At 74.2% G+C, this 20149-nt stretch carries 11 protein-coding genes; 3 read left to right on the top strand and 8 right to left on the bottom strand.

The features are described from left to right. The 3 genes from D3105_RS19510 to D3105_RS19520 form a co-directional block, all read right to left on the bottom strand. The coding region (locus D3105_RS19510; protein WP_133305693.1) for an ATP-dependent helicase at positions 1 to 2994 on the bottom strand (2994 nt) is incomplete at its 3' end. A gap of 88 nt (positions 2995 to 3082) precedes the next feature. After that, positions 3083 to 6574, bottom strand: a complete 3492-nt coding sequence (locus D3105_RS19515) for an ATP-dependent helicase (RefSeq protein ID WP_118904408.1) — start codon at positions 6572 to 6574, stop codon at positions 3083 to 3085. Positions 6575 to 6777: 203 nt separating this feature from the next. Continuing rightward, positions 6778 to 7278: an MGMT family protein gene (locus tag D3105_RS19520; RefSeq protein ID WP_118904409.1), complete on the bottom strand. Its 501-nt coding sequence runs from the start codon at positions 7276 to 7278 to the stop codon at positions 6778 to 6780. A gap of 221 nt (positions 7279 to 7499) precedes the next feature. On the opposite strand from D3105_RS19520, the gene D3105_RS19525 reads away from it, so the two are divergent. From D3105_RS19525 to D3105_RS19535, 3 genes are all read left to right on the top strand, one after another. Beyond that, a complete protein-coding gene (locus D3105_RS19525; RefSeq protein WP_118904410.1) occupies positions 7500 to 10310 on the top strand; it encodes a lysylphosphatidylglycerol synthase transmembrane domain-containing protein in 2811 nt (936 codons plus the stop codon). 120 nt (positions 10311 to 10430) lie between these two features. Continuing rightward, positions 10431 to 12023 carry an alpha/beta hydrolase gene (locus tag D3105_RS19530; RefSeq protein ID WP_118904411.1) on the top strand — a complete coding sequence of 531 codons (1593 nt, stop codon included), beginning with the start codon at positions 10431 to 10433 and terminating at the stop codon, positions 12021 to 12023. A 75-nt stretch (positions 12024 to 12098) separates the two neighbouring features. After that, positions 12099 to 13694: an alpha/beta hydrolase gene (locus D3105_RS19535; protein ID WP_118904412.1), complete on the top strand. Its 1596-nt coding sequence runs from the start codon at positions 12099 to 12101 to the stop codon at positions 13692 to 13694. Between the two features lie 73 nt (positions 13695 to 13767). Here the strand turns inward: D3105_RS19535 and moeZ are convergent, their stop codons facing one another. From moeZ to D3105_RS19560, 5 genes are all read right to left on the bottom strand, one after another. After that, positions 13768 to 14946: an adenylyltransferase/sulfurtransferase MoeZ gene (moeZ, locus tag D3105_RS19540; RefSeq protein ID WP_010061592.1), complete on the bottom strand. Its 1179-nt coding sequence runs from the start codon at positions 14944 to 14946 to the stop codon at positions 13768 to 13770. Between the two features lie 99 nt (positions 14947 to 15045). Then, positions 15046 to 15879 carry a spherulation-specific family 4 protein gene (locus tag D3105_RS19545; RefSeq protein ID WP_118904413.1) on the bottom strand — a complete coding sequence of 278 codons (834 nt, stop codon included), beginning with the start codon at positions 15877 to 15879 and terminating at the stop codon, positions 15046 to 15048. Beyond that, positions 15867 to 16832 (bottom strand): NAD-dependent epimerase/dehydratase family protein, encoded by a 966-nt coding sequence (locus tag D3105_RS19550; protein WP_010061594.1) that lies wholly within the window; start codon positions 16830 to 16832, stop codon positions 15867 to 15869. Before D3105_RS19550 ends, D3105_RS19545 begins: the two co-directional genes overlap by 13 nt. 182 nt (positions 16833 to 17014) lie before the next feature. Then, positions 17015 to 18181, bottom strand: a complete 1167-nt coding sequence (locus D3105_RS19555) for a hypothetical protein (protein ID WP_240646959.1) — start codon at positions 18179 to 18181, stop codon at positions 17015 to 17017. 79 nt (positions 18182 to 18260) lie between these two features. Further along, on the bottom strand, positions 18261 to 20144 hold the full coding sequence (locus D3105_RS19560) for a DUF3492 domain-containing protein (protein WP_118904414.1): 1884 nt from the start codon (positions 20142 to 20144) through the stop codon (positions 18261 to 18263). Positions 20145 to 20149: the final 5 nt, after the last annotated feature.

Consider the following 20149-nt stretch of genomic DNA (forward strand, 5'->3'; position numbering starts at 1 on the left):
GGGCATGGGGCGGGCCAGCTCCTGGGCGAAGGCGTCGGGGTCCTCGGCGAGGCGGAGCAGCTGGGTGGCGGAGAGGGCGGCGGGGATGACCACTTCGCGCACGGTGGCGCGGGCGCGGCGCAGCTCCCCGGCGAGGGAGTCCAGGTCCCGGTCCCAGGAGGCGAGGGTGCGGGCCTCCTCGGGGGTGAGCCGGTCGGCCGGGCCGGTGGTCTCCGGGGCGTGGCGGGCCGCCGGGATGTGCGGGGTGGCGTCCGCCCTGTCCGGCTCGGGCTCGGGCACACCCGGGGGGCGTTCGGTGGGGAGCGCGTCCCAGTCCCGGTCCTCGTCGGGCGGGGCGTCGCCGAAGGCTTCCTCGTCGGGCGGTACGTCGCCGAACGCGCCCTCGTGAAGCGGTACGTCGTCCTCGTACGCCGGTACGTCACGGGGGCCGGGCCCGTACGCCGGTACCCGCTCGTCCCCCTGGACGGCCATGCGCTCCAGGTGAGCCAGGACCGTGTCCCGGGCGGCGCGGCGGCGGGCCAGGGCGTCGGCGTCGAGCGGGAGCGGCCAGGCCAGGTCGGCGTCGCGCTCCGCGAGGGCCGGGTTCTCCTCGTCCTCGGCGGGCTCGTCCGCCCAGGCCTCGATCTCGCCGTGGCCCGCCGCGCAGTGCTCGTACAGCGCCTCCAGGAAGGCGGACGGGCCGCGCGTCCGCTTCTGGGACGGGCCCCACCAGTGGCCGGAGCCGAGGAGCAGGGAGCGGGGGCGGGTGAAGGTGACGTAGCCGAGGCGCAGTTCCTCCGTGTGCTGGTGCTCCTTCATCTCCTCCTTGAACGCCTTGATCCCCTTGGCGTCGTACGTTTCCAGTCCCGGGAGCGTCGCCGCGTCACCGCGCAGGGCGTGCGGGAGCACCTTGGCCTGGGCGGTCCAGGCGTCCCGGGACTGGCCGCTGGGGAACTGGCCGGTGACCAGTCCGGGGACGGCGACGACGTCCCACTCCAGGCCCTTGGACTTGTGGGCGGTCAGCACCTTGACGGTGTTCTCGCCGCCGGGCAGCGCGTTGTCGAGGCCCTTCTCGTACTGCGCGGCGGTCCGCAGGAAACCGAGGAAGGCAAGCAGCGACGCCTCGCCGTCCAGCGAGGCGAACCGGGCCGCTATGTCCAGGAAGTTGGCCAGGGTCTCGCGGCGGCGGGCGGCCAGCGCCTGCGGGGACGCGGACAGCTCGACCTCCAGACCGGTGGTGGCCAGGACCCGGTGCAGCACGTCCATCAGCGGGTCCGCGAGCGAGCGGCGCAGGTCGCGGAGCTCCCGGGCGAGGCGGGCGAAGCGGACGCGGGCCTCGGCGGAGAACGGCAGCCCGTCGTCGGCCGCGTCCGCCGCGACCAGGAAGGTGTCCAGCGCGTCCGCGAGCGATATCACCTCGGCCGGGTCCGTGCCTTCGACGGCCTCCGCGAGCCGCTGGTCCGCGTCGGCGTCGTCCGCGTGGCCGGCTCGGTGGACGAGGAGGCGGGCGCGGCGGCCGAGGAGCGCGAGGTCGCGGGGGCCGATGCGCCAGCGCGGTCCGGTGAGCAGGCGGACCAGCGAGGCGTTGGCCCCCGGGTCCTGGAGGACCTCGCAGACGGCGACCAGGTCGGCCACCTCGGGCAGATGCAGCAGTCCGGCGAGGCCGACGACCTCGACCGGGATGTCCCGGGCGACCAGGGCGGCCTGGATCTCGGGGAAGTCACCGGCAGTGCGGCACAGGACGGCGATCTCGCCGGGCGGAGTGCCGGTGCGGACGAGGTGGGCGAGGGAGTCGGCGAGCCAGTCGATCTCCTCGGTGTGGGTGCTCAGCAGGGCACAGCGGACCACGCCGTCGCGCTCGGCGCCCGGCGCGGGGCGCAGCGCCTCGACGCCCTCGTGCATCGCGCGCAGCGGTTCGGCGAGGCCGTTGGCGAGCTGCAGGAGGCGGCCGCCGCTGCGCCGGTTCTCGCTGAGGCTGTAGCGGGTGGCGGGGGTGCCGTCGGCGTGCGGGAAGTGCTCGGGGAAGTCGTCGAGGTTGGCGACGGAGGCGCCGCGCCAGCCGTAGATCGCCTGGCAGGGGTCGCCCACGGCGGTCACCGCGTGGCCGGTGGGAGGCGCGTGGCCGGCCGTTCCGGATTCCGTACCGCTGCCGAACAGCGCCGAGAGCAGCAGCCGCTGGGCCACCGACGTGTCCTGGTACTCGTCGAGGAGGACGACCCGGAACTCTTCGCGCAGGATCCTCCCGACCTCCGGCCGGGTCAGGGCCAGCTCGGCGGAGAGCGCGATCTGGTCGCCGAAGTCCAGCAGGTCCCGGCTCCGCTTGGCGGCCCGGTAGCGCTCGGTGAGGCCGAGGAGCGAGCGGCGGGCCTCGGCGGCCTCGGGGATCTTGCGCAGGTCGGCGTTGCTGAGCTTGGCGGTGGCCAGGTCCCGCAGCAGTTCGGTGTCGTACGTCTCCAGCGTCCCCGGCCGTACCAGGTGTTCGGACAGCTCCCCGTCGAGCGCGAGCAGATCGCTGACCAGGGTGGAGAAGGAGCGGGTGAGCGCCGGATACGGGCCCGGGGCCTCGCGCAGCACCTTCGCCGCCAGTTGGTAGCGGGTGGCGTCGGCGAGGAGGCGGGTGGAGGGCTCCAGACCGAGGCGGAGGCCGTGCTCGGTGAGGAGGCGGCCTGCGAACGCGTGGTAGGTGGAGATGGTGGGCTCGCCCGGGGGGTTGTCCGGGTCGATGACGTCGGGGTCGGTGACGCCAGCCGCGATCAGCGCCTTGCGGACGCGTTCGGCCAGCTCGCCCGCCGCCTTGTTGGTGAAGGTGAGGCCGAGGACCTGCTCGGGCGCGACCTGTCCGGTGCCCACCAGCCAGACCACGCGGGCGGCCATCACCGTGGTCTTGCCCGACCCGGCGCCGGCCACGATCACCTGCGGGGCGGGCGGCGCGACGATGCAGGCCGTCTGCTCCGGAGTGAACGGAATCCCGAGAAGCTCCTTGAGCTGCTCGGGATCGGTGATGCGTGGGGACACCCGGACAACGGTAACCGGGACCACCGACAACCCGGCACGAACCGGATGCGGCGACTGATCCACAACCCGGCACTGACCGAGGCGGCGGCTACTCCACCACCTGCCGCCCCTCCGGCTGTGCGCTGCACGAGGCCCGGAAGGTGCAGTGGGAGCAGTGGGTTCCGGTGGTGGGCGTGAACCGTTCGTCCAGGACCTTTCCGGCGGCCGTGGCGAGCAGGTCGGAGACCCACTCCCCCGCCAGCGGTTCCTGGGCCTGGACCTTGGGGAAGGCCTCGCCGCCCTCCTTCTTGGGGGCGGGCTGGCGGAGCTGGACCAGTTCGGCGCCGCCCGGTTCGGGGCGGTTGCCGTCGAAGACCTCGTCGACCGCGCCCTCGCGGACGGCGAGCTGGTAGACGGCGAGCTGGGGGTGGGCGGCGACCTCGTCCTTGGTGGGGGCACCCTTGCCGGTCTTGAAGTCGACGACGTACGCCCTGCCCTCGGCGTCCTGTTCGACCCGGTCCATGGAGCCCCGGATGCGGACGGCGTACTCCCCCGCCTCCAGCGTCACGTCGAAGTCGTGCTCGCTCGCGGTGGGGGTCCGGCCGCCCCGGTCCAGGACGTGCCACTGCAGGAAGCGTTCCAGGGCGGCGCGGGCCTGGTCCTTCTCCTGCTCGGACTTCCAGGGGGCGTCGAAGGCGAGACCGTTCCAGACGGAGTCCAGCCGCTCCATGAGGACGTCCAGGTCGGCGGGGGTCCGGCCGGAGGCGACCTCGTCGGCGAGGACGTGGACGACGTTGCCGAACCCCTGGGCGGCGGTGGCCGGGGCGTCGGCCTTCACCTCGCGGCCCAGGAACCACTGGAGGGCGCAGGTGTTGGCGAGCTGGTCCAGGGCGGAGCCGGAGAGGGTGACGGGCTGGTCGCGGTCGCGCAGCGGGACGGCGGACCGGGTCGGCTCCTCCAGCCCCCACCAGCGGTACGGGTGGGCCGCGGGCACCAGCGGCTGCCCCTCGTCGTCGGTGAGCGCGGCGAGCCGGGCGAGGCGGTGGGCGGCTGCCTCGCGCAGCGCGTCGGACGCGGCCGGGTCGACGGTGGTGGCGCGCAGTTCGGCGACGAGCGCGGCGACGGCGAGGGGGCGGCGCGGCCGGCCGGTGACGTCGCGGGGTTCGACGCCCAGCTCGGTGAGGAAGCGGGAGGGCTGGTCGCCGTCGTCGGCGGGGGCCTTCACGGCGGTGACGATCAGACGCTCGCGGGCGCGGGTGGCGGCGACGTAGAAGAGCCGGCGTTCCTCGGCGAGGAGGGCGCCCGGCGTGAGGGGTTCGGCGAGCCCGTCGCGGCCGATGCGGTCCGCCTCCAGCAGGGAGCCCCGGCGGCGGAGGTCGGGCCAGAGCCCTTCCTGGACCCCGGCGACGACGACGAGCCGCCACTCCAGGCCCTTGGAGCGGTGGGCGGTCATCAGGCGTACGGCGTCGGGGCGGGCGGTCCGCCGGGAGAGGGTGTCGGCGGCGATGTCCTGGGCCTCGACCTCTTCCAGGAAGTTGAGGGCCCCGCGCCCGCCGGTGCGCTCCTCGGCGCGGGCGGCCGTGTCGAACAGGGCGCACACCGCGTCGAGATCACGGTCGGCGTTGCGGCCGCCCGCCCCGCCGCGCAGCGCGGCCCGCTCCAGCCTGCCGGGCCAGGGCGTGCCGTTCCACAGGGTCCAGAGGGCCTCCTCGGCGGTGCCGCCGCCTTCGAGGAGTTCGCGGGCCTTGCGCAGGAGCGCGCCAAGGCGTTGCGCGCCGTGAGCGTACGCCGGGTCGTGGGTGACGAGGCGTTCGGGCTCGGCGAGGGCGCGGGCCAGCAGTTCGTCGGAGGGGGCGGGGACCCTGATCCCGGCTGCGCGCTCCTCGTCGCGCAGGGCGCGGCCGAGGCGGCGCAGGTCGGCGGCGTCCATGGAGCCGAGCGGGGAGGTGAGGAGGGTGAGGGCGGTCTCGGTGTCGAGCCAGGAGGGCGTTCGGGTCCCGGCACGGCCCGCCCCGCCGGTCTCGCCCGGGTCCGCTCCGTCCGCCTCGTCCTGTTCCGTTCTGTCCGCCTCGTCCCGGCCCCCCTCGGGGAGGCCTCGCAGCGCTGCCGTCGCCACCGCACGCAGGGCCGTCAGCAGCGGGGCGACGGCCGGTTCGTGGCGCAGCGGGAGGTCGTCGCCGTCGACCTCCAGGGGGACGCCGGCGGAGGTGAGGGCGCGGCGGACGGCGGGCAGCGAGCGGCCTCCGGCCCGTACCAGCACGGCCATCTCCTGCCACGGAACCCCGTCCTCCAGGTGGGCGCGGCGCAGCAGGTCCGCGATGTTCTCCAGCTCCGTGGACGCGGTCGGGTAGGTGTACGTCTCGACGCGGCCGCCGTCCCGGACGGCGTGCAGCTCACGGTGGGCGCGGACCGTGTCGGCGGGCAGCCGGGTCAGCGGCATCCGGCGGGTGAGCAGCCGGGTCGCCGCCAGCAGTCCGGCCCCGGAGCGGCGCGATGTGGTGAGCACGCCCACGGGCGCGGGGGTCCCGTCCGCCCGGCGGAAGGTGTCCGGGAAGTCGAGGATGCCGTTCACATCGGCGCCCCGGAACGTGTAGATCGACTGGTCGGGGTCGCCGAAAGCGATCAGCGTCCGCCCGGCGCGCGCATGCTCGCTTCGGACACCCCCGGCGCGCGCTCCCTCGCCGCGCGCGTCCTCGCCGTCCGCGTCTTGTCCGCTCCCCTGGGCGTACCCCGGCGCGCGCCCCCGGTTCCCGGCCAGCGCGTGCAGCAGGCGCACCTGGGCGGGGTCGGTGTCCTGGTACTCGTCGACGTACACCGCGTCGTACCGGCCGGCCAGCTCCGCCGCCACCTCGGGGCGCTCGGCGAGCAGGACCGCGCGGTGCACCAGCTCGGCGTAGTCCAGGACGCCCTGGGCATCGAGGATGTCGAGGTACTCGGCGAGGAACTGGGCCGCCGCGCTCCAGTCCGGGCGGCCGGTGCGGCGGGCGAAGTCGGCCAGCGCGTCCGGGCCGAGGCCCAGCTCACGGCTGCGGGCCAGCACGGCGCGCACCTCGTCGGCGAAGCCGCGGGTGGTCAGGCAGGCGCGCAGCTCGTCCGGCCAGCGGACCTGAGCCAGGCCCTCCTTCTCCAGGTCGAGCTGGCCCGCGAGCAGTTCGCGGACCGTGACGTCCTGCTCGGGTCCGGACAGCAGGCGCAGCGGATCGGCGAACAGGTCGGCGTCCTGGTGGGCCCGGACCAGGGCGTAGCAGTACGAGTGGAACGTGGTGGCCTGCGGACCCCTGGCCGCGCCGAGCCGGGCTGCCATCCGGTCGCGCAGTTCGACGGCGGCCTTGCGGCTGAAGGTGAGGACGAGGATGCGGGCGGGGTCGCCGCCCCGGTTCACCCGGGCGGCGACGGATTCGACGAGGGTGGTGGTCTTGCCGGTGCCCGGTCCGGCGAGGACAAGCAGCGGGCCGCCGGGGTGATCAACCACCGCGCGCTGCCCTGCGTCCAGGAGGGGGGGCTCCACGGATCCCGGCGGAGTACGCACCAGTCGGTACGCACCCGTGGTCCGCGGCCGTGACTCACGGCGCGGACTGTGCCGGGTGGAGGAGGAACTCACGTGGATCGCCGGTCCTGGTGGGTGTACAGGTGATGGGGAACAGGTTCGGGGCAGTCGGGACGGCCCGAGGAGAGGGGCGGAGCGTGCCGCGCGATGACGACGCTACGCCAGCGGTGGCGCGGGAGGCGGCGGCTCGGCTGCGTCCCTCGTCACGTACGCGGCCGCGTCGGGCCGCCCGTGCCGGGGGCGCATGGCGGAAGCTGTCAGGTGTGAGCTTCCTCGCCCGGGCCGCCGTCTCCCGGACCGCCGTCTCCCGGACCCCCTGGACCGCCCGCGCCGCCGCTGCCCGGGCCGTCGGAGCCTCCGGTGCTTCCGGCCCCGCCGTCCCACCGGGCGCGCCGCATGTCGATGCGCGGGATGTGCCCCTCCGCCTGGCGGGACGCCTCGCGCAGCGGGGTGGACTCCGCGCGGTAGTGCTCCAGCGCCCGCAGTTCGTGGGCGGGGAGCAGGGTCCCGTCGGCGCGGACGACGCGCCACCACGGCACGGCCGACCCGTACAACGCCATGACCCGGCCGACCTGGCGGGGACCGCCCTCGCCCAGCCACTCCGCGATGTCGCCGTACGTCATCACCCGGCCGGGCGGGATCAGCTCGGCCACGTCGAGGACGCGCTCCGCGTACTCCGGCAGCTCCGGGTACTCCGGCGGTCCGGTCCCCGGTGGGGCGGTGCCGGAGCCGCCCCCGTCCGTCTGGTCCTGGCTCATCCGCCCCATCCTGCCGTACGCCACCGACAGTCCGGCCGAGACGGTGTCCGTCCGGGTACGCAGCGTGCACGCGGGGGCAAAGGAGCGTATGTTGCGCTTCCCGCGCCCGTGCAATGCACCCTGATGCCCCCCTCTGTCTACGGGCCGTGCCACCATCATGCGGGCGGTGACCGGTGATACCAGAACACGAAGACGAACCAGAGGCGACGAAGGAGCAGGGCGTGCAGCCACCGAAGGCGGCGGACGCCTCCGATGCCGGGGAGCGCCCGCAGGGTGCTCCCGATGCCTCCGCGCGGCCCGGCGCCGCCGCCGGGCCGTCCCGTGCCGACGGCCCCACGGCGTCCACCACCGGACATCTGGCAGGCTCGACACTGGCCTCCGCCGAGGCCGCGCTGACCGACCGCGTCTCCGGGGACGAGCCGCTGCTCCCCGCCCGGGTGCACCGCCCCTCCGACCTGATGCGGCTGCTCGTCGGGGTGCTCGCGATCGCGGTGCTGTTCTCGATCGCCGCGTTCGCCCAGGGCACCACCACCGGCCTTGAGGACGACATCTCCAAGGGCACCGAGCAGGCGCCCGATCTGCTGATCAAGCTCGCCGGTCTGGTGTCCAGCATCGCCGTGCTGCTGGTGCCGGTCGCCTTCGCCATCGAACGCCTCATCAAACGCGACGGGCTGCGCATCGCGGACGGGGTGCTCGCCGCCGTGCTCGCCCACGGGGTGACGCTCGCGACCGACCTGTGGGTCTCTCGGACCGCGCCCGGCACCATCCAGGACGCGCTGACCCAGCCGCAGACGGCGGGCGGTCTGACCGACCCGGTGCACGGCTATCTCGCACCGGTCATCGCGTACATGACGGCCGTCGGGATGGCCCGGCGGCCGCGCTGGCGCGTGGTGCTGTGGGTGGTGCTGCTGCTCGACGCGTTCGCGATGCTGGTCGGCGGGTACACCACCCCGTTCTCGATCATCCTCACCGTGCTGATCGGCTGGACGGTGGCGTACGGGACGCTGTACGCGGTCGGCTCGCCGAACGTCCGCCCCACCGGCCAGCACCTGATGGCGGGTCTGCGGCACGTGGGCTTCCGCCCGGTCGCGGCGATGCGCACCGAGGACACCCCCGACAAGGACAACACCGACCAGGGCGACCGGGGACGGCGCTATCTGGTCACGCTGGAGGACGGGCCACCGCTGGACGTCACCGTCGTCGACCGGGAACAGCAGGCCCAGGGGTTCTTCTACCGGGCCTGGCGGCGGATCACGCTGCGTACGCTCACCCAGCGGCGCTCGATCCAGTCGTTGCGCCAGGCGCTGGAACAGGAGGCGCTGCTCGCGTACGCGGCCATCGCCGCCGGGGCGAACGCGCCCAAGCTGATCGCCACGTCGGAGCTGGGCCCCGACGCGGTGATGCTGGTCTACGAGCACATCGGCGGCCGGTCGCTGGACCAGATGGAGGACGAGGAGATCACCGACGATCTGGTGCGCAGCGCCTGGCGTCAGGTGAAGGCCCTCCAGTCGCGGCGGATCGCGCACCGCAGGCTGACCGGAGACGCGCTCCTGGTGGATCGTTCCGGCAGGGCGTTCGTGACGGATCTGCGCGGCGGCGAGATCGCCGCGGGCGATCTGGTGCTGCGGATGGACGTGGCCCAGCTGCTGACCACGCTGGGGCTGCGGGTGGGGGCCGAGCGGTCGGTCGCCGGGGCGCTGGCCGTGCTCGGCCCGGACGCGGTGGCGGACTGTCTGCCGCTGCTCCAGCCGATCGCGCTGAGCCGCTCCACGCGGGCGACGCTGCGCCGGATCGCCCGCGAGCGTTCGCAGCGCGAGCGGGAGGCGGTGGTGGAGGCCTCGCAGGCGGCCAAGCAGGCGCGGGCGGAGCAGACGAAGGCCGAGCAGACGGCGGACAGCCCCGCGGCCGGGTCCAAAGCCGGATCCAAGGCGGAGTCCAAGGCCGAGCGGAAGTCGCTGCGCACCGAGAAGCAGGCCGAGAAGCGCGCCATCGACGATGCGCTGGAGGAGGCCCGCGAGGAGGATCTGCTGGCCCAGATCCGCCGTCAGGTGCTGCTGATCCGCCCGCAGGCCCCGGTCGAACCGGTCCGCCTGGAGCGGATCAAGCCGCGCACCCTGTTCAGCTTCATCGCCGGGGCCATCGCCGCGTACTTCCTGATCTCGCAGGTCACCCAGGCCGACTTCGGGACGGTCGTGGAGCAGGCGGAGTGGGGCTGGGTGGCGGCCGCCCTCGGCTTCTCCGCGCTGAGCTATGTGGCGGCGGCGATGAGCCTGCTGGGCTTCGTGCCCGAGCGGGTGTCGTTCCTGAAGACCGTGCAGGCGCAGGTGGCCGGCTCGTTCGTGAAGATCGTGGCGCCTGCGGCGGTCGGGGGCGTGGCGCTGAACACCCGCTTCCTCCAGCGGGCCGGGGTGCGCCCCGGTCTCGCCGTGGCGAGCGTCGGGGCGTCGCAGCTCTTCGGGCTCGGCGCCCACATCATGCTGCTGGCGCTGTTCGGCTATCTCACGGGTACGGAGAAGACGCCGGACTCGCTGACCCCGTCCCGGACCGTGATCGCGGGTCTGCTGACGGTCGCGGTGCTGGTGCTGGTGGTGACGGCGATCCCGTTCCTGCGGAAGTTCGTGGTGACCCGGGTGCGCTCGCTGTTCGCCGGGGTCGTGCCGCGCATGCTGGACGTGGTGCAGCGGCCGCAGAAGCTGCTCACCGGCATCGGCGGCATGCTGCTGCTGACCGGCCTGTTCGTGCTCTGCCTGGACGCCTCGATCCGGGCGTTCAGCGGCCCTGACGTCCCCCAGCTGAGCTACGCGAGCATCGCGGTGGTCTTTCTCGCCGGGAACGCGCTCGGCTCGGCCGCCCCGACGCCGGGCGGTATGGGCGCCGTCGAGGGGGCCCTGACGCTGGGCCTGATCGCGGTCGGGCTGCCGAAGGAGGTCGCGGCGCCCGCGGTGCTGCTGTACCGCGTGATGACGCTGTGGCTGCCCGTGCTGCCGGGGTGGCTCGCCTTCAACCAGCTCACCCGCAAGGGCGAGCTGTGATCCGGCCGGGCGGGCGGGGGCGGTAGCGGCCCGGCCGCCGTCCACCGGTCGCGGCCCCGACGCCACCCGCATGGACCGCGCCCGGCCGCGCTCCCCTGCGGCCCGCAGCACGATGGGGGCATGAGGACTTCCCCCGCTCTGCGTGCCGCTGCCCTCGCCGCCACCGCCGCCGTGCTGCTGCCGCTGGCGGCCTGTTCGGACGACGGCGGCGGTGAGGGGTCCTCGACGCCCACCGGGGCCTCGACCGCCTCGCCGACCGCCACCGCCGACGACCTGTCCTCGCAGAAGCTGGAATGGTCCCCCTGCCCGCCCCCGAACACGGCCCAGGGCGGCGGCGAGTCACCGTCCCCGCTGCCCGGCGGTGTGGTGTGGGAGTGCTCGTTCATGGACGTACCCCTCGACTACGCGAAGCCGGACGGCCGCACGATCGAACTGGCGCTGGTCCGGGCCAAGGCGAAGGACCAGCAGCGGCGGATCGGCTCGCTGGTGTTCAACTTCGGGGGGCCGGGCGCGTCCGGCGTCGCGACGCTGCCCGCGTTCGGCACCGAGTACGACAGGCTCCGCACCCGCTACGACCTGGTGAGCTTCGACCCGCGCGGGGTCGGCCGCAGCGAGGGCGTCCAGTGCGCGGACGACGCCCAGCTGGACGCCTTCTACCAGGAGGACTCCACCCCGGACGACGCGGCCGAGGAGAAGCAGTTCGTCCAGGGGCAGAAGGACTTCATCGCGGACTGTGAGGAGAACTCCGGCCCCGAACTCCCCTTCGTGGGCACGACGAACGCCGCCCGCGACATGGACCTGCTGCGTACGGTGCTGGGCGACGACGAGCTGCACTACTTCGGCATCTCGTACGGCACCGAACTGGGCGGCGTGTACGCCCACCTCTTCCCGGACAAGGTCGGCCGGGCGGTCTTCGACGCGGTGGTCGACCCCACGAAGAACGCCGAGCAGTCCTCCCTCGGCCAGGCCGAGGGGTTCCAGCTCGCCCTGGACAACTTCACGAAGGACTGCGCGGAGCGCGACGACTGCGCCCTGCCCGGAGCCAGCCCGCAGGAGGTCGAGCAGGGCATCGCCGATCTCCTGGGCGAGCTGGAGGAGGAGCCCATCGACGGGCTCGGCGACCGGACGCTGACGCAGACGCTGGCCACCACCGGAATCGCGTCCGCGCTCTACTCCCAGGAGACCTGGCCGCTGCTGGAACAGGGTCTGGACGAGGCGGGCGGCGGGAACGGCGGGCTGCTGCTCGCCCTGGCCGACTCCCTCAACGGCCGCTCGGAGGACGGGCGGTACGACAACTCCAACGCCGCCAACATCGCCATCAACTGCGCCGACTCCAAGCAGCGGTTCACCCTGGAGCAGACGAAGGCGGCGCTGCCCGAGTTCCGCAAGGCGTCCCCGCTGTTCGGCGAGTACCTGGGCTGGGGGCTGATGAGCTGCACCGGCTGGCCGGTGGCGGGCGCCTGGGAGACCCCGGACGTCAGCGCCTCCGGGGCCGCGCCGATCCTGGTCATCGGCAACACCGGTGACCCGGCGACCCCGTACGCCGGCGCGAAAGCGATGGTGCAGCAGCTCGGCAAGGGCGTCGGCGTGGAGCTGACGTACAAGGGCGAGGGCCACGGGGCGTACAACAGCAAGGACACCTGCGTGCAACGGGCCGTGGACGGATACCTGTTGAACGGCCGGGTGCCGAAGTCCGGCACGGTCTGCGGTTGACCCTCCGCCCCGACTCCCATGCCCCACACGGTGGTTAGCATGACCGCACATCGCCCGAGGGAGGGAGGCCGGACCATGCGTGCGCACCGCCGTACGGGACGGGCCGCCATACGGACGGGAGCGGCCCTTCTCGCGGCCGCACTCCTCGCCGGTTGCGGCCTGTCGAGCAACGAGCCGGAGCCCTCCGGGACCACGGACGACCGCCCCGCCGACGCCTCCGCCGCGCCCGCGCCGACAGATCTCCAGGACTCCCCCAGGCCTCCGCGGCTCCCCTCCTCTCTCACCTCCCAGCGTCCCGACTGGAAGCGCTGCCCGGCCCCGCGCGGCGGCAACGCCCCCGCTTCGCACTGGCGTTGCGCGAACGTGGACGTACCGCTGGACTACGGGGAGCCGGCCGGAAAGACGCTCTCCATCGCGCTGATCCGCAAGCAGGCCCGCGACCGGGGGCGGCGGATCGGTTCGCTGCTGTTCAACTTCGGCGGCCCGGGCGGGTCCGGCGTCGACACGCTGCCGCGCGCCGCCGGGCAGTACGAGAAGCTCAACTCCCGCTATGACCTGGTCGGTTTCGATCCCCGCGGGGTCGCCGCCAGCTCCGGGGTGCGCTGCCGCTCCGACAAGGAGCAGGAGCAGGCCCACCGGACCGTCGACCTGACCCCCGACACGGCGGCGGAGGAGCGGGCGTTCATCGCGGACGCCGCGGACTTCGGCGCGGGCTGCGAACGCGGCTCGGGCGAGCTCCTGCCGCACGTCGGTACGTCGAGCGCCGCCCGCGACCTGGACCTGATCCGCCAGGTCCTGGGCGACGACAAGCTGTCCTACTTCGGCTTCTCCTACGGTACGGAGCTGGGCGGGACGTACGCGCACCTCTTCCCGCACCACGTCGGACGCACCGTGCTGGACGCGGTCGCCGACCCGACGGCCGACGCCATCGGGCACGCCCGCAACCAGACCACGGGCTTCCAACGCGCCCTGGAGAACTACCTCAAGGACCGCGGCCAGGACCCGCGCACGGGCTCCGAGCGCATCGGCCGGCTGCTGGCCCGGATCGACCGGAATCCCCTGCCGACCGGCTCGGGCCGGGAGCTGACCGAATCGCTCGCCATCACCGGCATCGTCACCCCGCTGTACTCCCGGTCGAGCTGGCCCGAGCTGACGGCCGCGCTCGACGAGGCCGAGAACAACGGCACGGGCGATGAACTGCTCCGGCTCGCCGACGCGTACAACGGCCGTGACGCGCAGGGCCGTTACGACACCCAGAGCCACTCCCAGCGGGCGATCTCCTGCGCCGACTCGGCCTCTCGGCCCACCCTGGACGAGGCACGTGCGCTGGTGCCGGAGTTCCGCGGGCTGTCACCGGTCTTCGGCCCGTTCCTGGCCTGGGACACCGCGGGCTGGTGTGCCGAGTGGCCGGTCGAGGGGGAGCACGAGACGCCGGAGACCAGTGCGCCGGGCGCGGGCCCGGTCCTGGTCGTCGGGACCACCGGCGACCCGGCGACCCCGTACGAGGGGGCGCGGCGGATGGCGGACGAGCTGGGCCGGGGCGTCGGCGTCCTGGTCACCAATAGGGGCGAGGGGCACGGGGCGTACGGCTCCAACGACTGCGTGACGTCGACGATCGACGACTACTTCCTGGCCGGGAAGGTCCCGGCGGACGGGAAGGCCTGCGGATAGCCTCCGGCACGGAGAAACGGAGAGGGGCCGGTCCGCACCGCGCGGACCGGCCCCCTCGACAGTCGTCCGTGTACTAGTACACCGGCTTCTCGGGCTCGATCTGGTTGACCCAGCCGATCACGCCGCCGCCGACGTGCACCGCGTCGGCGAAGCCCGCGGACTTGAGGACCGCGAGTACCTCGGCGCTGCGGACACCGGTCTTGCAGTGCAGGACGATGCGCTTGTCCTGCGGGAGGTCCTGAAGAGCGGTGCCCATGAGGAACTCGTTCTTCGGGATCAGCTTCGCGCCGGGGATCGAGACGATCTCGTACTCGTTCGGCTCGCGGACGTCGATGATCTCGATCTTCTCGTCGCCGTCGATCCACTCCTTGAGCTGCTTGGGAGTGATCGTCGCGCCGAGCGCCGCCTCCTGCGCCTCCTCGGACACGACGCCGCAGAAGGCCTCGTAGTCGATGAGTTCGGTGACGGTGGGGTTCTCGCCGCAGACCGCGCAGTCGGGGTCCTTGCGGACCTTGACCTGGCGGTACTGCATCTCCAGGGCGTCGTAGATCATCAGCCGGCCGACCAGCGGGTCGCCGACCCCGGCGAGCAGCTTGATGGCCTCGGTGACCTGGATGGAGCCGACGGACGCGCAGAGCACGCCCAGCACGCCGCCCTCGGCGCAGGAGGGGACCATGCCCGGCGGCGGGGGCTCCGGGTAGAGGCAGCGGTAGCAGGGGCCGTGCTCGGACCAGAACACGGAGGCCTGGCCGTCGAAGCGGTAGATCGAGCCCCACACGTACGGCTTGTTCAGCAGCACCGCGGCGTCGTTGACGAGATAGCGGGTGGCGAAGTTGTCCGTGCCGTCCACGATCAGGTCGTACTGCGCGAAGATCTCCATCACGTTCTCGGCTTCGAGCCGCTCTTCGTGAAGGACCACGTTGACATACGGGTTGATGCCCAGCACCGAGTCCTTGGCGGACTCCGCCTTGGAGCGGCCGATGTCGGACTGGCTGTGGATGATCTGGCGCTGCAGGTTCGACTCGTCGACCTCGTCGAACTCCACGATGCCGAGCGTGCCGACACCGGCCGCCGCGAGATACATCAGGGCCGGCGAGCCGAGACCGCCGGCGCCGACACACAGCACCTTGGCGTTCTTCAGGCGCTTCTGTCCGTCCATCCCGACATCCGGGATGATCAGGTGGCGGGAGTACCTGCGGACCTCGTCGACGGTGAGCTCAGCAGCTGGCTCGACCAGGGGTGGCAGCGACACAGGAACCTCAACAATGCAGGTGGTCGGATTCTACGTAGACCGGCTTCTTACGGTCGACTACGTACGGTTGTTCTCCTCGTAACACTGCCACGCCCCTTCTCATTCCGAGATACCAGGTCCGATCCGCGAGACGATTTCGTCCCAGTACCTGGGCAGCGCCGCGAATGGATCGCTTTGTCCGCTTCGGCCGTCGCGGTCGTTCCGGTCGGTGAAAAAGATCGTCCCGGCCCCCTGCCAGCGGGCGACCCGCATGGCCTCCTCCAGGTGGGTACGCGGGACCCCGTGGACGAAGTGGGCGAACCGCTCCGGCGGGTGGTCGGCCGTCCACTCGGCCGCCTGGGACCAGCGGTAGTCGGTCCACGGCCCCTGGAAGGTGACCAGTTGGTCGGCGGCCTCCGCGTACCCGGGGCACGGGTGCGTGCCGTGGCCCAGCACCAGGCGGCCCCCGTCGTCCGCGCTGTCGCTCTCCGCCAGCAGGGCGTGCAGGGTGCCGGTGAGCCGCCGGACGGCGGCCAGACGGGCGCGGTCGGCGGGGCAGCGGGCGAGGTAGAAGCCGCCGATGCGGTACCAGTCGATGAAGGACCGGGCGTCCGCGATCAGCTCGTCGAAGGGCCGCGCGCCGTGGGCCAGGTCGAGGTGGCCGAGCAGCCGCCCGCCGGAGGCCCGGACGGTGTCGTCCGGGGCCTCGCCGTGCAGGGCGCGTTCGCGGGCGTTGCGCAGCCGGCCCGCCGCCTCCAGGCAGTGCGGGTCGGGCCGGGAGCCGGGGCCGTTCGCGATGTTGAGGACGGCCCAGTGCAGCGGGGTGCCGGGGCGGGCCAGTTCGGCCCATTCGGCGGGGGCGAGCAGCGGGTGGGCGTAGCCCGGGACGCCGAAGCCGAGCTGTTCGCCGCCCGCGGTCCTACGGGCGTCGGCGGGGGCGGTCAGATACGGCACGCCGCCTCCATCCAGATGTCCGCGAGGGACTCCTCCAGGTTGATCCGGGGCCGCCAGCCGAGCCGGTCGCGCGCGGTGCGGACGTCGGCCTGCTGCCAGGCGCCGCAGCCGTCCGGGTACGGGGACGGGGTGGCGGAGAGGTGTTCCATGACGGACTCTGCGGAGGTGCGCGGGGCCCCGATGGGCAGCCGCGGAGGGGGCGAGTCCAGCTCGTGGAGCGCGCCCGCGTACCCGGCGACGCGGGCGAGCACGGCGGCGGCGTCGCGGAGCCGGACGGCGCGGCCGGTGCCGATGTTGACGACGCCCTGGGCGGCCGAGAGCGAGGCGGCGTGGACGGCCCGCGCCACGTCCCGTACGTCGACGAAGTCCCGCTGCACGCCGAGCCCGCTGAGCTTGAGTTCGCCGTCGCCCGCCTGCATGGCCCGGCGCATGGCCTCGGCGAGCCGGCCGAGCGGGGAGCCGGCCGGGGTGCCGGGGCCGACCGGTGAGAAGACCCGCAGGACGACGGCGTCGAGGCCGGAGCCGAGGACCAGTTCGGTGGCGGCGAGCTTGCTGACGCCGTACGGGCCGCCGGGGCGCGGGACCGCGTCCTCGGCGGTGGAGGACCCGGGCTGCGAGGGCCCGTACTCCGAGGCGCAGCCGACCTGGACGAGCCGGGCCCCGCAGCCGCTGCGGCGCAGCGCCTCGCAGACGGTGGCGACGGCGACGGTGTTGTGCCGGGTGAGGTCCCGGGCGCCGCCGCGGGTGGCGCCCGCGCAGTTGACGACGACCCCGGGGTGGACGGCGTCGAGGAAACGGGTGAGGGCCCCGGGGCTGCCGCCCGCGAGGTCGAACCGGACGTCGGCGTCGTCACCGCGCCCGAGGGCCGTGAGGTGTACGGCGGGGTCGGCGAGGAGACGGTCGGCGACGAAGCGGCCGAGGAAACCGTTGGCTCCGAGCAGCAGCACCCTCATCGCGCACCGCCTCGGTGCCGACGGCTCACTGCCGGTGCGGGGGATTGGGGCGTCATGGCGGGTTTCTCCTAGGTCAGTCAGTCGGTCGTACGGTGCCGGGCGGTGCCCGCGGCGTCGGCTCCGCGGGAGTGGTGCGGGGTGGGGCGGTGGTACGTCGGCGGGGCGGCTCGGGCCCGGGCCTCTCAGGGCCGGGTGTGGGCGGAGGCCCGGGAGAGCGCGAGGGCGGCGTGCAGCAGCAGTCCGAGCGCGGCCCCGCCGCAGGCGAGGGCGGACACGGCTCCCGTCCCGCCTGCCGAGACGAGGGCGTCCACAGGCCGGGCGAGAGGTTCGAGGCCGGGAAGCCGGGCGGCGAGGACGAGGGCCGGGGCGGCCGCCTCGACGGCACAGGCGGCGGCGAGTGCGACGGTGCCCGGCTCGGGCAGCCCGTGCACGGCGAGCAGCCGGGCCACGAAGAACAGCACCCCGAGGGCGACGGCCGCCACGGTCACTCCTCCCCCGCCGAGGCCGAGGTCGGCCACGTACAGCAGAGGCAGCAGCGCGGCGAGGAAGAGGGAGACGGCCGCCAGGAGCAGGGGGCGTACGCCCGCGCCGAACTCCTCCAGGGCGCGGCTGCCGGACAGTTTGCGGTGGGCGCGGACGGTGAAGAGGTGGGCGCACCAGGCGGCCGGGGCGATGACGGCGGCGAGACCGAGCAGCGGGGCGGGGCTGCCGTCCCACGGACCGTCCGGGCCGCCGGTCATGACCTGGGCGAGCAGTTCCTCGCCGTACACCGAGTAGCTGAGGAGCCAGCAGGCGTACATCCCGGCGCGGCCCGCTCCTTCGGGGGCGCGCAGGGGGCCGCGGGCCAGGCACGCCCGGAGCGCCAGGCAGGCGAGCAGCGCGCCGACGACGGTGACGAGGGCCCGCGTCCCGTCGCCGAGGACGCCCTCGGTGACCCGGAGCACCCCGGCGGTCGCCAGGCAGGCGGCCCCGGGGAGGAGGGCGAGGAGCGTCCAGGCGGCCCGCGCGTCGGTGTCGGGGCCGGGGGGCCCGCCGGCGGCGGGATCGTGGGCCCGGGGCGGCATGCGGGCGTACAGCTCCTCGGCGAGGGCGAAGACGTCACGGTGGCGGTAGCGGGCGGCGGTGCGGTCGGTGAGGCCGTGGGCCTCCAGGCCGGCGGCGATCTCCAGCGGGTCCACGGCCCGTTCGCACAGGTCGCGGTGGTCGTGCAGCAGGGATTTCACCGGGTCGGCCGGACCTCGCCGGGCGGGGGCGCCCGACGGCCGGCGGGCCGAGGCGCGGGGCGGGATCTCCGCGGGGCGTTCCGGGGCGGCAGCGGGGGTCGTCGCCGGGTCGTCCGGACGGGTCATCGGGAGGTCTCCGTGGTCGTGAAGCGTCGGGTCGTGGGGGGCCGGGCGGTGAAGCGCCGGGGCATCAAGGGCCGGGTGGTCACGCATCGCCGTCCCCCGCCGGTCCTGCCGCGACCGCGCAGACGCCCTCGGGCTCCGGCTCCCGCGTGTGCTCCGGCTCGGGCTCGCCGGGCCGGTCCGGCAGACGGGCTCCGGCCGGGGCGGCCCAGCTGGGTACTCCGGCCGCGGGGGCTTCCGGCTGCCGGAGGTGGGAGCCGGGCTGGGTCCAGTGGCCGAGGAGGTGGGCTTCCGGCGCGGTGGCGAACGGCAGCGGGTCGCCGTGGGCGTCCACCGTGTCGGCCTCCCGGCGCACCGGGGTGTGCGACATCAGCTCCAGGTAAATGCCGCGAAATGCCGCAAGGTTCTGTTCGACGGTGAAGAGTTCGAGCGCGCGGGCCCGGGCGGCGGCGCCCAGCCGGGCCCGGCGCTCGGGGTCGCGCAGCAGCGCGACACAGGCGTCCGCGAGCGCCTTGGGGTTGCGCGGGGGCACCACCAGACCGGTGCCGCCGATGACCTCGACCACCGCGCCCACGTCGGTGGAGACAGTGGCCCGGCCGCAGAACATCGCTTCGACGAGGCTGACCGGGAAGCCCTCGACGGTGCTGGAGAGGACGATCACGCCCCCCGCCCCGTACGCCTCGGCGAGGTCGGGGATCTCGGGGCCGCCGATCTCCTCGAAGGTGACCGGGCTGCTGCCCTCGGCGTGGGCGCCGGTGGCCTCGTCAGGGAAGAGCTGGGCGGCCAGGGCCGTGCAGTGCGCGAGGTAGGCGGTGGCCTCGTCGCCCTCCGCCGGGGCGCCGAAGATCCGCAGCCGGGCGGCGGGCCGGGCGCGGCGGACCTCGGCGAAGGCGTGGAGGAGGGCGATCAGGTCCTTGGCGGGCTCGATCCGGCCGACCCAGACCAGCGTGTCGGGGCCGTCCGCTGCGGCGTCCTCGCCCGCCGCGCCGAGCCGTTCGGCGTCCTCGCCGACCGGGCCGAAGCGCTCCGCCGCCATGCCCGGGTAGACGGTGCGCTGCTTGGCGGGGTCGGCTCCGCAGCGCTGCTGCCAGCGGCGGACGTGGGTGTTGCCGGGGGTGACGAGCGCGGCCTGCCGGTAGATCTCGGTGGCGAGGCGGCCGTGGAACGCGGCGAGGAGGGCGCGTACGGGGGCTCCGTACGGGGTGCCGGACGCGGCGGCCAGGTAGTGCGCGCGCAGCGGGACGCCGTGCTCGGTGACCAGCAGCGGCACCCCGAAGAAGCGTTTGGCCAGGAGTCCTGGGAGGGCGGCCGCCCCGCCGGAGGCCGCATGGCAGAGGTCGACCGCGCCGAGGCTCTCCTGGTCGTACCAGTCGAGCGAGAGCGGGCGCAGGGCGCGTTCCAGCTCGGCGGCGAAGGCGAGGTGGTCGGGGACGGTGGCGCTCCGCACGGTCCGGCCGGTGCCGTGGGCGCGGGTGGCCGCCTCCAGGATCCGCACGGTGGTCTCGGAGCGCAGGGCGAGATGGAGTCCGCCGCGCTCGCGGGCCAGCTCGGCCAGCCCGTAGAGCCCTGCGGTGAAGAGCTCGGCGCCGGGGCCCTCGCCCGCTTCCGTGCCCGCCCGGTCGGGGGTGCAGACGGCGGTGGCGAGGGCGGTGAAGTGCTCGGTGAAGCGTTTGCGGTCGCGCCGCCCGTAGGACCGCTCGCCGCCGGTCACCAGCCGGGCCAGCAGGCCGCGTTCGCCGCTGCCGCGCAGGGTGCCGTCCTCGGGGGTCCACAGCGGCGCGGTGCGCACCCGGCTGACCTGGTACGGCAGTTGGACCCAGCCCTGGGCCTCCTGGTGGGCGGAGCGGCTCAGCGCGAACAGGTCGAACTCGTGCTGCGGCAGCCCGCGCACCAGTCGGTCGCACCAGAGTCTGGACTCACCGGTCGCATACGGATAACCACCGTCGGTGAGCAGTCCGATCCGCACGAGTA

Source organism: Streptomyces globisporus (assembly GCF_003501885.1).
Taxonomy (GTDB): domain Bacteria; phylum Actinomycetota; class Actinomycetes; order Streptomycetales; family Streptomycetaceae; genus Streptomyces; species Streptomyces globisporus_D.